This window comes from Pseudomonas shahriarae, assembly GCF_014268455.2.
Lineage (GTDB): Bacteria > Pseudomonadota > Gammaproteobacteria > Pseudomonadales > Pseudomonadaceae > Aquipseudomonas > Aquipseudomonas shahriarae.
This window is the reverse complement of the sequence record NZ_CP077085.1, coordinates 3,275,330-3,287,724: the sequence shown is the minus strand read 5'-3', so window position 1 is coordinate 3,287,724 and position 12,395 is coordinate 3,275,330. Positions and strand designations below refer to the sequence as shown.

The following is a 12,395-nucleotide window of genomic DNA, read 5'->3' as shown; positions in this document are numbered from 1 at the left end:
AGGGTTCCTATTTCGTGGGTTCCGGATCCTGCATGACCTTGAGGGTAGAGGCTTCCGGGTCAAATTCATCTTCTTCCAGCTCTATGAACTCTTCAGGCAGGAAAATGTTCAGCAGGATCGCACAGAAGGCACCGACGGTAATCGGCGACTCGAAGATGTTGTGCAAGGCCTTGGGCAGCTCGCGCAGCACTTCCGGTACTGCCGCCACGCCCAGGCCCATCCCCAAGGAAATCGCCACAATCAGCACATTGCGCCGATGCAGGCCGGCTTCGGCAAGGATCTTGATCCCGGCCACCGCCACCGTGCCGAACATGATCAGGGTCGCGCCACCCAGCACCGGCTTGGGCATCAATTGCAGCACCGCGCCAATCATCGGAAACAGACCCAGCAATACCAGCAGCCCGGCAATGAAATACGCCACATAGCGGCTGGCCACGCCGGTCAACTGGATCACCCCGTTGTTCTGGGCGAAGGTCACCATCGGCAGGCTATTGAAAGTGGCGGCCATTACCGAGTTCAGGCCATCGGCCAGCAGGCCGGACTTGATGCGCTTGATATACAGCGGGCCCTTGACCGGTTGCTGGGAAATCATCGAGTTGGCGGTCAGGTCGCCGGCTGCTTCCAGGGGGGAAATCAGGAAGATCACCGCAACCGGAATAAACGCCACCCAGTCGAACGAGAACCCGTACTTGAACGGCACCGGCACGCTGACCAGCGGTACCTGGGGCAATGCCGCCAGATCGACACGCCCCAGCCACCAGGCCACCACAAAACCCAGGGTCAGGCCGATGACAATCGAGCCCAAACGCAGGAACGGGTTATTGAAGCGGTTAAGCACCACGATGGTCAGCAACACCAGGGCCGCCAGCCCCATATTGCCGGCTGCGCCCAGGTCTGCCGCGCCATAGCCGCCGGCCATGTCGGTCACGGCGACCTTGATCAGCGATAGCCCCATCAAGGTGATGATGGTGCCGGTGACCACCGGCGTGATCAGCTTGCGCAACTTGCCGATGAACTGGCTGAGCACCACTTCGATAAATGCGGCAAAAAAGCAGATGCCAAAGATCGTTGAGAGAATTTCATCGGTACCGCCGCCCCGGGCCTTGACCATGAAGCCGGCACTGAGGATCACGCTGATAAACGAGAAGCTCGTGCCTTGCAGGCACAGCAAGCCCGAACCCACGGGGCCGAAGCGCCGCGCCTGGACAAACGTGCCCAGGCCGGAGACGAACAGCGCCATGCTGACCAGGTAGGGCACTTCGCTTTCCAGGCCCAGCACACCACCGACGATCAGGGTCGGGGTAATGATCCCGACGAAGCTGGCGAGCACGTGCTGCAGGGCGGCAAATACCGCAGCGGTGAAGTGCGGGCGGTCTTCCAGACCGTAGATCAGGTCCGATTTATAACGGGGGCGGGGGGCTTGAGCGTCAGACAAGATACGTGCTCGGGTCAGAAAATGGACGCGCAGGATGCCAGAAAGCGTCCACTGTCAAAAGTGTGAAAAAATATTTCTCCAAGCCCCGCAAAAAAACCTCAAGTCTGCCGATACCTCCTATAGGCCCACACAACCTTTATAACAGTGGCGCCGAACCGTTATCTCCGCGCGTTGACGCTGAGTGACCGTGTCGCGGCAAGGACGCTCGCAGCCATCCCTTCTTGAGAGCTTTCCTATGTCCCTCCGTAATTTGAATATCGCACCTCGGGCGTTTCTCGGTTTTGCGTTTATTGCGTTGCTTGTGATTGTTCTGGGGGTGTTTGCCGTCAACCGTATGACGCTGATTCGCCAGGCCGCGCTGGATATGGGGGCTAACCAACTGCCGAGTGTCGGTTACCTGGCCAATATGACCGAGAACGTGTTGCGCCTGCGCATTCTGTCGTTTCGGGTCCTGGTCAATCGCGAACCGGTCGCCTTGCAGGAGGCCCAGGTGCGCATCGGCGTGCTGGTCGACAAGGCGCGCCAGGCCCAGGCGGGTTATGCCGCGCTGCCGGCCGGCGCTGAAGAAGCCGCGCTGTACAAGACTTTTGCCGCCACGCTGGACAACTATCTCAAGGCCCAGGCTGAAATGCTGACGCTGTCCCAGCAGAACAAAGTCGAGGAGATGCGGGCCCTGATCAACAGCCGGATCAAAGACGGTACGGATCAGATGGGCGAGCAACTCAATAAGCTGATTGCGATCAACGCCGCCAATGCCAAACAGGCCGGGGAAGACGCCGGGCGCAGCTACAGCGATGCCATCAGCGGAATTGTCGTGGTGTCGGTGGTGGCGGCGCTGATGACCGTATTGCTTGCCTGGTTGTTGACCCGCAGCATCGTCACACCGCTGCGCAAGGCGGTGGCCGCCGCCGAAACCATCTCCAGCGGCGACCTGAGCAAGGTCATTGCGGACGACGGCCAGGATGAGCCGGCGCGCCTGATCGGTGCCCTGGCTACCATGCAGAACAACCTGCGCCAGACCATCCAGCATATTGCCGGTTCAGCCACTCAACTGGCGTCGGCGGCCGAAGAGCTGAGCGCGGTGACCGAGGAAGCCTCCAAGGGCTTGCAGCAGCAAAACAATGAAATCGACCAGGCCGCCACTGCCGTCAATGAAATGACCGCGGCCGTGGAAGAAGTCGCGCGCAATGCGGTGTCCACCTCAGAAGCCTCGACCCAGTCGAACCAGGCCGCGCGGGAAGGGCGCGATCGTGTGGTGGAAACCGTGGGCGCGATCCAGACCATGACCCAGGACGTGCAGGATACTTCGGTGCTGATCGAAGGCCTGGCGACCCAGGGCCGGGATATCGGCAAGGTGCTGGACGTGATCCGCGCGATTGCCGAGCAGACCAACTTACTGGCCCTCAATGCCGCCATCGAAGCGGCACGTGCCGGTGAGGCCGGGCGCGGGTTTGCCGTGGTGGCCGACGAAGTGCGTGCCCTGGCCCATCGTACCCAGCAGTCGACCCAGGAGATCGAGAAAATGGTGGCCGGGATCCAGAACGGCACGGGGGAAGCGGTGCAGTCCATGCAGCAGAGCAACCAGCGCACCCAAAGCACCCTGGAAATGGCCCGCGCCGCCGGCGTGGCACTGGAGCAGATCACCCAGTCCATCAGCCTGATCAACGAGCGCAACCTGGTGATTGCCAGCGCGTCCGAAGAGCAGGCCCAAGTGTCCCGCGAAGTGGACCGTAACCTGGTGAATATCCGCGACCTGGCGACGCAGTCGGCGGCCGGAGCCAACCAGACCAGCGCCGCCAGTCATGAACTGTCGCGCCTGGCGGTGGATTTGAATGCGATGGTGGCGCGGTTTGTGATCTAAGCAGGGAGGACTTGGGTGGCTGGCATACCGCTATCGCAGGCAAGCCAGCTCCCACATTTGATTGATGGTGTGGCCCAGACTTCTGCCCCGCCGAACATCCCTGTGGGAGCGGGCTTGCCCGCGATAGCGGTGGTCCGGTCACTGTTTTCGGTGGCTGACACACGGGCATTGGGTCGGGCTGTCAGGCTTTCCATACGCTGGAATTGACCAGGTTTTTCGGCCGCTCGCCCGCCAACGCCGCCAGCAGATTATCCACCGCACACCGCGCCATCGCTTCACGGGTCTCGTGGGTGGCCGAGCCGATATGCGGTGTCGCCACCACGTTGTTCAAACGCAGCAACGGCGAGTCGTGGTTCAACGGCTCACGCTCAAACACATCCAGCCCCGCCGCGCGGATCGTGCGCTGTTGCAGGGCTTCGATCAGTGCCGCCTCATCTACTACCTTGCCCCGGGAGATATTGATGAAAATCGTCTCCGGGCCCATCTGGGCGAATTCCTTGGCGCCAATCAACCCCTGAGTCTGTGCAGTCAACGGCAACGTCAGGCAAACAAAGTCAGCGTGTTGCAGCAACTCCGGCAAGCTGCAGTACCGCGCGCCGAAACGCTGCTCCACCAAAGGTTTGGGCGAATGGCTGTGGTAAATCACCGGCATGCCAAAGCCAAAGTGCCCACGCTGGGCCAGGGCTTCACCAATGCGCCCCATGCCAATGATACCCAGGGTCTTGCCGTGCACATCGCTGCCAAAGTGCAGGGGGCCGATGTTCTGGTTCCAGTTGCCGGCGCGCACCAGATTGGCCAGCTCCACTACGCGTCGGGCGGTGGCGAGGATCAGTGCAAAGCCGGTATCGGCCGTGGTTTCGGTGAGTACATCCGGGGTGTTGCTGAGCAAAATGCCGCGTTGGGTCAGGTAGTCGATGTCGTAGTTATCGACGCCCACCGAAACACTGGCCACGGCTTCCAGGCGCGGCGCCAGGTCCAGCAGTTGCGCATCCAGGCGCAAGCTGGCCCCCAGCAGGCCGTGGGCACTGGGCAGTGCCTCACGCAGTTGCGCCAGGCCCGCGGGGTCGAGGGATTCGATCAAGGTCACCTGGGCCGCTTCATGCAAACGGGCCATCAACGGTGCGGACAGTTTCTTGTACAGCACGACATGCTTTTTCATCAGGTTCTTACCTTCAAATCCAGGGAGTGCAACGGTGCTGCCGGGGACGGCTCCCGGGCACCGGTCTTGAGGAAAATCGTCAGCACCACCGACAGCAGCAACGCGCCGCTCATCAGCAGGTACGACGCACCGGGCGAGCCGGTGCTGCTATTGAGGTAGCCCACCAGGTAGGAGCCGCCAAACGAACCGAGGGCGCCCATGCTGTTGATCAAGGCCATGGCGCCGCCGGCGACGTTGGCCGGGAGGATTTCCGGGACGATGGCAAAAAACGGCCCGTAGGGCGCATACATGCAGGCGCCGGCGATCACCAGCAGGGTGTAGGACCACCAGAAATGCTCGGCCCCCAACAAGTAGGAACCATAAAACGCCACGGAGGCGATCAGCAGCGGTGGCCATACAAAGCGCTTACGCTTTTGCAGCTTGTCCGAGCCCCAGGACACCACCAGCATGCCGATCACCGCCGCCAGGTAGGGCAGCGCCGACAACCAGCCGGCTTCGACCATGTCCATTTTCAGGCCGGCCTTGAGGATTGACGGCAGCCACAGCACAAAGCCGTAGACGCCGATGCTCCAGCAAAAGAATTGCAGCGCGAGGATGATCACCTTGGGCGAACGGAAGGCTTCGGCATAGTTCTTCACAGCCTTGAGCCCGACCTGTTCGGCGGCCAGGGCGGTTTCCAGGTCGTGTTTCTCGCCAGCGCTCAGCCACTTGGCATCGGCTGGGCGCTCATCGGCCAGGCGCCACCAGATAAAGGCCCAGAACACCGCCGGCAGGCCTTCGATGATAAACATCCAGCGCCAGCTGTAATGCTGTACCAGGTAGCCGGATACCACCGACATCCACAGCATGGTCACCGGGTTGCCGAGGATCAGGAAGGTGTTGGCCCGCGAGCGTTCGGCACGGGTAAACCAGTGGCACAGGTACACCAGCATCGCCGGCATCACGGCGGCCTCGACCACCCCGAGCATAAAGCGGATGGCGATCAACATATAGGCGTTGGACACCACGCCGGTGAGGGTCGCCAGGCCGCCCCAGAGGATCAGGCTGACGAAAATCAGTTTCTTCACGCTACGCCGCTGGGCATAGATCGCCCCCGGTACCTGGAAGAAAAAGTAGCCGAGGAAGAACAGCGCACCGAGCAGCGAGGACATGCCCGGGGTGATCATCAGGTCTTCGGCCATCCCGGAGGCGGCGGCGAAGCCGTAGTTGGCACGGTCCAGGTACGCCAGGCTGTAGGTGATAAACACGATGGGCATGATGTACCACCAACGGCGGGTGGCGAGTTTCAGGTTGTTCATGGGGTTGCTCCTGAGCTTGTTGTAGTTGTGGCAACAGGTAACGGTTGTCGGTCCGGATCAGCCGGCTTTTTGCCAGGCGGGCAGGTCGGCGCGCAGGGGCAGGCCTTCCATATCGCCGCGACTCTGTACTGCGCGGCTGCCGATCCAGTTGGCGCGCTGTACCGCCTGGGCCAGGCTGAGGTTTTCCAGGAGGGCGCTGATCAGGCCCACCGCAAAGCCGTCGCCGGCTCCCACCGTGTCCACCACCTTGGCCACCGGCACGGCGGCGACAAAGCCCTGGTCCAGCTGGCTGCGGTAGTAGGCACCGTGGGGGCCGAGCTTGATGGCTACGGCTTCCACGCCCAGGTCGAGGTAGAAGGCGGCAATATCCCCGGGATCTTCGAAACCGGTCAGCAGCCGACCTTCGCTCAGGCCCGGCAATACCCAATGCGCCAGGCCGGCCAGGGCGTTGACTTCGCGGATCATTTTTTGCTCGCTGGGCCATAGCGAAGGGCGCAGGTTCGGGTCAAAGGACACACTGCGGCCGGCCGCGCGCATCTGGCTCATCAACTCGCGCGACAGTTCGGCGGTGGCGTCCGACAGCGCCGGCGGAATCCCGGTGGCGTGCAGATGGCGCGCCGTTAGCAATTCTGGAGTGATTGCGGCGCTGGACAAGTGACTGGCCGCCGAGCCACGCCGGAAATACTCGACCTGAGGATCGTCGCCGCTCTCTTCCCGGGACTTGAGCTGAAAGCCGGTGGGGTGCGCGGGATCCACCGCCACATGCCGGCAATCCAGGCCTTCACGCTCCAGGGCCGCGACCACAAACCGCCCCAATGAGTCATGACCGACCCGGCTCAGCCAGGCGACGTTGAAGCCCAGGCGTAACAACCCGATCGCCACGTTACTGTCGGCCCCGGCGATGCGCTTTTCGAAGTGGCCGACCTGGGCCAGGTCGCCGGTTTGCTCGGCGACAAACATCGCCATGGTTTCGCCGAACGAGAGGATATCGATCTCAGACATGGGCATTCTCCACACGCGGTTGGCCAAGGTGGGCGAGGGCGGTGACCTGCTCGGCGGTGACCGCCACCAAGTCGTCGCCTTGCAGCGGGAATTCCACCGCGCGGCTGATACCTTGGGGCATCAACTGCAGCAATTGTTCCCATAGATGCAGGTCGGCGCTGCCGGGCGGCAGGGCTACCAACTTGCCGTCGGCGCGGCGGGCCACGGCCTTGCAATGCAGGTAATCCACATGCCGGCCCAGCAAGCGAGCGGCGGTACGTGCGGACTGGTCTTGCCAGTGCCAGTTGCCGATATCGAAGGTCATTTTCACCGGCACCGCCAGGCGCTCGGCTTCATCGAAGAAGCGTTGCATCGGCTCGATGCGCCCGCCGTGCAGGGTCTGGTCGTTTTCCACCAACAAGCGCACCGGGTGGCGGTTGAGCAGGGCGCTGAGGCTGTGCAGGTCGTTGGTGTCGGTGAAGTAACCCAGCGAAACCTTCAACCAGCGCGCACCGAACGCCTGGGCCCGGTCGAGGGTGGCGGCCAGCTCCGAATTGGCTTGGGCACGCCCGGCGACCCACAGCTCCAGGGGCGACGAAAACACACACTCCAGATCTTGCGCGGCGGCGGCCTGGGCCAGTTCGCCGGGTTGTTCGCTGGTCAGCAGTTCTTCACGCCATTCAATACGCCTGGCCCCGGCAGCGGCCAGCAGCTCGACGAAACTCAACTGGCCGCGCTGGCGAACCAGGTCGGCGCCGTAGCTGGAAAGGCTGATGGAAACGGGATATCTATGCATTTTTATTGATCTCTGAAACCGGTTTCATTTGTAGATAAAAAAATGCCCGTGCAGGCGGTTATGCCTACACGGGTTGGGTTGAGCCTCGCACGATCAGTTGCGGGGCAAAATCCAGGGAACGGGTCGCCGAGGTATCGCCGCGCAACCGCTTGAGCAAGCACTCAAAAGCGCTGGCGCCAATGGCTTCGGTCGGCTGGGCCAGGGCGGTGATGCCGCTGCCTACCAGTGGGTACCACTCCAGGTCATCCAGGGCGATCAAGCCAACGTCCTCGAACAATCGGCAACCCAACTCGCGCAGGGCTTTGCTACAGGCCAGCGCGGCAATGCCGTTGGCACAGAACAAGGCTTTGGGCCCGGCTTGGCCTGCGCCCAGAAACGTCTGCAAACGCTGGGGCAGGTCGAGGTCTATCTCCAGTACAGCGCCGTGCATTTTTTTGCGACGGCTGATCTGGGCCTGGAAACTGTCCATGCGCTCAATCCGCGAGCTGGTGCCATCGGCGGCCTCGCTGATCAGCAAAATATCCCGATAGCCCTGTTGCTCCAGGTGATCCAGGGCCATGCCCACGGCCAGTGGGTTATCCAGGCCCACCAGGTCGCTGTGCAGCGCCTCGACCTTACGGTCCACCAGCACCAGGGGCATTTCCCGTTGCAGCTCCAGTAACTGGTCGCGGTGATGGCCCAGGGTATTCACGATCAGGCCTTCGATGTTATAGGCGCGCAACGCCGCCAGGTGCTGGCGCTCCTGCTCGTCATCGCGGTCGGTGTTGCACACCACCAGGCTGTAGCCGTGCTGTCGGCAGGCGGTTTCCACGCCATGCATCACGGCAATCGAATAGGGGTTGCGGATATCCGCTACCAGCATGCCGATCAGGCGCGTGCGTCCACGTTTCAGGCCACGGGCCATCTGGTTGGGGCGGTAGCCCAGGTCATCAATAGCCTGTTCGATACGTTGGGCGATGGCGTCGGACAGCAGGGCGCGGTCGTCGCCGATAAAGCGCGACACACTGGCCTTGGATACGCCGGCGCGTTGGGCTACATCAAGCATGGTCACGCGGCTGCGCTGGGCGGCGGAGAATGAAGTCACGGCGGGGCCTTTCTTATTAGTGTGAGGTGGCAGTGCGCTGGGCATTGAAACCGGTTTCAGAAAACACCAGTCAGCCACTCTCGTCAAGAAAATATTTGTTGGGATCGGTATGAAGTCAGGCCGCTCAAACCGACGAGCGGCGAGCGCACCTGTTAGTTCTGACAGTATCCGCAGTACCACAGGAGGTGTTCAATTGCCCCAACAGAGCCGCAAGCGCCGTGATCAGGTGATGCATAGGCGTGTAGAGGGAGGTTTGGATGAGCACCCACAATGCTGGCCAATCGAGCGCGAATGGCCCCCAAGGCCCAGGAGGCAGCCTGGCGATTGACGCGCCCATCGTCGTCGACGCGCTGCCTGATGGGTTGGTGCCGGTGCAATTTTACTTCTCTGATCTACAGCTTTTGATTCCCACTCCCTGGGCGTTTCTACCGGGTCCGGGCAGAGACCAATATGTGGTGTTCGAGTGGAGCGTCCGCGGTGCCCGCCCGGTCGACACGCCACCGGTGTTGCTGCCTAACCCGATGACGGCCGCCGACTTTCCCTACCCGATGCAGATACCCCAGGCATTCCTGCTGAACAGTGCAATTATTGATCTGACGTTTCGCATCCATAACGGCACGCCGAACAGCCCCAGCGTCGATAGCTCTGAGGTTGTGACGATCAGGATCGACCGCGATGCGCCCGGTGGCGGCGCGTTGCTGCCACCGGCCATTTTTCCCATTGATCCGATTACCGAGGCCTACCTGGTCGCCAACCCGCTGGTGCCCATGGAAATCCCGCAGGGATATTTGGGGCGTGAGGTGGGTGATCAGGTGCCGATGTATTTTTCAGACATGAATATCTTGCCAACCGGCGCGCCGACCCTGGTTTCTGCACCGTTGGCCAGCGCCACCGGCCGCATATTCGTGGACGTGCCCAGCGAGGTGTTCCGTCGTTTTCCGGGGGCGCTCTGGATCTTCTGCTTCTATCGCCTGCAAGACCGTGCCGGCAACATCAATCCGATGTTTTCACTGGTGGCGCAAGTCAGGCTGCAAACCGACCTTCCGCCCTCCAACTACCCTCGGCCCCGTTTCCCGCAATCGGAGTTGCATCCTAACGGCTACTTGACCTGCAGCACCCAGCCTCCGATCTGGTTCGGTGTCGAGGTGTTCATAGCCCCTCACGCGGACATCCGTTCTGGTGATCTGATTACGCTGCGGTTCCAGGGGTACGGGCTGTACCCGGATGTCAATCCAGACCCCAATATCGTGGAAACCCTCACGCATTACTGGGATGAGGTCAGCGATGCGTCCGGCTATGCCTTCTGGATACTCGATGTCGAGCGCTTGATTCGGCCCCTGAAAAAAAACGCCGGAGGAGAAGCTCATTACACGGTGTCCAGGGGAGGCGTGATCATTGGCCGGTCTGCTTCTAGGTATGTGCCCTTCGATCGGGTAGTGAATACCTCGCCCCCCCCGCCAAACCCCATCTACTGCTGGATTGACGGCAATGGCCCAGAACCCTGATTGCGAGTGCTTTGCGTCATGAGTGTTGGAACACCGCGTACGTTTCACTGAACTTCTGACGGGTAAATCCAAAGTTGGTTTGTTTGGCCGCATGTCATACGGCTGGGAAGAGTGTTGCTGCGATTTCAGTCACCTGGCAGTCACTCAAGCAGCGGGGCGATGGCCGTCCGGCCACTTCATGAGTGTTTGTGCGATGCCTACATTAAGTACTAAGGAGAGACTGATATGAGCAGCAACCCTGACGTCACCATTACATCCGAAACTTTGGTTATTGATGCGCCCACGATTGCAGAGGCACTGGATAATGCAACGGGTCTTATTCCAGCGGCCGTTGCTCGTGCGGGTATCACCGTGGAGTGTCGAACCGGGCGGATCTCGGTACCGACCGACTGGCTGGGTATTCAAATTCGCACAACCACCGATCCGGTGCCCACTTGGCGGCCCTTTCTGGAACCATTCCAGATCAACTTGGACCCCGTGCCTGCAATCATCGATAGATACATTCCGGCGCCGTCTCCCGAGTTTGAGTTCCCGCATGGCTTTTATGAGATCAAAGTCGTGCAATACCGCAATTCCAATGGCGCACCAGGTGCTGCGCGGGACGAGTCCAACCCTGCCGCGTTTCGCGTCGATCTGATTGCGCCCTACGCTGTAGCGTCGTCACGTGAACAACCCACCGTTCCGATGCTGGCTAATGCGCCAGCGGGGACCATTATCGACAATGCGTTCCTGATAAATCATGGCGGCGTGGAGATTGTTATTCCCCGCAACACCTTCAGTCCCCAGCCTGGGCGATTCGAACCGGGGGACATAGCTAACGTTTACTTCAGCCCGGTAATGGACCCACGACCAGAGTATCTGGTGAGCGGCCCAGGTGTGCCTCTGCTACCACCACCCGACAACAGCACCTTCTTCCTGCCCGCCGGCCAGATCATCTTGAGTGGGCTTTATTATTTTTTCTACACCATGGTTGACCGGGCAGGGAATATCAGTCGCCCATCGTTCAATGAGTTTCGCACGGTCTCGTTACTGACCGACCCCGTACTATTGGAGCCATTCCTACCGCTTGCGCCGGCCCCACGTGACGGTAGCACTGATGATGTGCTCAGCATTGCGGACTTTGTGCTGGGCATTAAACTCCATATCGAACAGTATCTTAATTTCGCTACAGGACTGGACAAGTTCGAGACGCAATGGGAAAGCCAGCCCTTTGGCCCGCAAACCACTGAACTCACGGGCTTCCCGGTAGTTTTCAGTAATATGAATGATGCGATCAAGGCCGCCTATACCGCGACGCTAGGTCCTCAGACGGTAAGCGTGCGTTACCGGACTGATCGCAACGGTGTGTTCTTCCTCTCACCCGCTAAAAACGTCCGGCTCGACTTGTCGGTAGAAGGGCCTGTACTGCCGGGCACACTGGAACCAGGCGATATGAACCCTGGGCTGAACCCGGCACAAGTGTTTGGCGAGGACTCACAGGAGTTGAATACCCTGCGCATTGGCGATGCGGACCGACCTGTGACTATTGTGATTCGACTCTGGACCATTGCGGCACTGCCTCATCCAGACAATGAGTTTTACCTGTATTGGGGCGCCTCCAAAGAGCGTGTCGGGCCTTTCCCTTTAAGCACTACGGTTCCTGGCGAGGACGCGAGGTTTATCATTCCCTGGGCGGTGGTTGCCCGCCACGGGAACAATCTGCAGCCTGTCAGTTATTCTGTCATTGGCCCCGGCACTATCAATGAGAACCCGTCGCCCCTTACCACGGTCAATGTGATCGATGCCGTGACGGTGGAACTGGCGCCGGCAAGGTATGAGAATCTCATCGCTGGCGAATGGACCTGTCAGTCGCTGGTACAACGGATGCCTGGCTCGCCGCCGGTCCTGGCTGCCATGCTTTTCATTCCGGGCGATGTCAGGCTGGTAGTGGGCAATACTGTGGAGGTTACGGTCACTATCACCAACCAGTACCCCCAGCTCCCACCGGGCCCCTTTGTAGAGCCTATTACAACTGCGCCCTTGACCGCTGCCGATGTGGCCAACGGTTTTTATGTCGATATCATTTACCGTCCATTCCTGGCTCAAGCGCCGTTCGGCCCTTGCGAGGTCACCTACACCACGAACGTGGCGGGTGGAGGCATCGGTCGCGGGCGGTTGGCCGAAGTATTCACGATATTCTCCAACCCTGACTCTTTCTGTGATGGCATACCTGCTTAACCTACGAATCAACGCCTCCAAGTCTACAAACTGCTGAAAGCACAAAAGGGAAGCATGGC

At 60.6% G+C, this 12,395-nt stretch carries 9 protein-coding genes; 3 read left to right on the top strand and 6 right to left on the bottom strand.

The window, feature by feature from the left end; translation table 11 throughout:
• Positions 1–7: 7 nt before the first annotated feature.
• Positions 8–1,435: a nucleobase:cation symporter-2 family protein gene (locus tag HU773_RS14565; RefSeq protein WP_057444103.1), complete on the bottom strand. Its 1,428-nt coding sequence runs from the start codon at positions 1,433–1,435 to the stop codon at positions 8–10.
• A gap of 235 nt (positions 1,436–1,670) precedes the next feature.
• Between HU773_RS14565 and HU773_RS14560 the strand changes: the two genes are divergently transcribed.
• Complete coding sequence (locus HU773_RS14560; RefSeq protein ID WP_057959436.1) at positions 1,671–3,296, top strand: methyl-accepting chemotaxis protein; 1,626 nt, start codon at positions 1,671–1,673, stop codon at positions 3,294–3,296.
• 181 nt (positions 3,297–3,477) lie between these two features.
• Here HU773_RS14560 and HU773_RS14555 read toward each other — a convergent pair whose 3' ends face one another.
• The 5 genes from HU773_RS14555 to HU773_RS14535 all read right to left on the bottom strand — a co-directional run bounded on the left by HU773_RS14555 (position 3,478) and on the right by HU773_RS14535 (position 8,614).
• Positions 3,478–4,455, bottom strand: coding sequence for a 2-hydroxyacid dehydrogenase (locus HU773_RS14555; RefSeq protein ID WP_057959437.1), 978 nt, complete (start codon positions 4,453–4,455; stop codon positions 3,478–3,480).
• Positions 4,455–5,753 carry an MFS transporter gene (locus tag HU773_RS14550; protein WP_057959438.1) on the bottom strand — a complete coding sequence of 433 codons (1,299 nt, stop codon included), beginning with the start codon at positions 5,751–5,753 and terminating at the stop codon, positions 4,455–4,457. The genes HU773_RS14555 and HU773_RS14550 overlap by 1 nt, the downstream gene beginning before the upstream one ends.
• 57 nt (positions 5,754–5,810) lie before the next feature.
• Positions 5,811–6,755 carry a sugar kinase gene (locus tag HU773_RS14545; protein ID WP_186625412.1) on the bottom strand — a complete coding sequence of 315 codons (945 nt, stop codon included), beginning with the start codon at positions 6,753–6,755 and terminating at the stop codon, positions 5,811–5,813.
• The gene (locus tag HU773_RS14540; protein WP_057959439.1) at positions 6,748–7,530 is read right to left on the bottom strand and encodes a sugar phosphate isomerase/epimerase family protein; all 783 of its coding nucleotides are present in this window, start codon (positions 7,528–7,530) and stop codon (positions 6,748–6,750) included. The genes HU773_RS14545 and HU773_RS14540 overlap by 8 nt, the downstream gene beginning before the upstream one ends.
• 64 nt (positions 7,531–7,594) lie before the next feature.
• A complete protein-coding gene (locus HU773_RS14535; RefSeq protein WP_057959440.1) occupies positions 7,595–8,614 on the bottom strand; it encodes a LacI family DNA-binding transcriptional regulator in 1,020 nt (339 codons plus the stop codon).
• 257 nt (positions 8,615–8,871) lie between these two features.
• Between HU773_RS14535 and HU773_RS14530 the strand changes: the two genes are divergently transcribed.
• Positions 8,872–10,119, top strand: a complete 1,248-nt coding sequence (locus HU773_RS14530) for a hypothetical protein (protein ID WP_057959441.1) — start codon at positions 8,872–8,874, stop codon at positions 10,117–10,119.
• 225 nt (positions 10,120–10,344) lie between these two features.
• On the top strand, positions 10,345–12,336 hold the full coding sequence (locus HU773_RS14525) for a hypothetical protein (protein WP_057959442.1): 1,992 nt from the start codon (positions 10,345–10,347) through the stop codon (positions 12,334–12,336).
• Positions 12,337–12,395: the final 59 nt, after the last annotated feature.

Bases quoted from the DNA above. Each gene is read 5' to 3' on its own strand.
- HU773_RS14560 (WP_057959436.1), top strand. From the start codon at position 1,671: ATGTCCCTCCGTAATTTGAATATCGCACCTCGGGCGTTTCTCGGTTTT.
- HU773_RS14555 (WP_057959437.1), bottom strand. From the start codon at position 4,455: ATGAAAAAGCATGTCGTGCTGTACAAGAAACTGTCCGCACCGTTGATG.
- HU773_RS14550 (WP_057959438.1), bottom strand. From the start codon at position 5,753: ATGAACAACCTGAAACTCGCCACCCGCCGTTGGTGGTACATCATGCCC.
- HU773_RS14545 (WP_186625412.1), bottom strand. From the start codon at position 6,755: ATGTCTGAGATCGATATCCTCTCGTTCGGCGAAACCATGGCGATGTTT.
- HU773_RS14540 (WP_057959439.1), bottom strand. From the start codon at position 7,530: ATGCATAGATATCCCGTTTCCATCAGCCTTTCCAGCTACGGCGCCGAC.
- HU773_RS14530 (WP_057959441.1), top strand. From the start codon at position 8,872: ATGAGCACCCACAATGCTGGCCAATCGAGCGCGAATGGCCCCCAAGGC.
- HU773_RS14525 (WP_057959442.1), top strand. From the start codon at position 10,345: ATGAGCAGCAACCCTGACGTCACCATTACATCCGAAACTTTGGTTATT.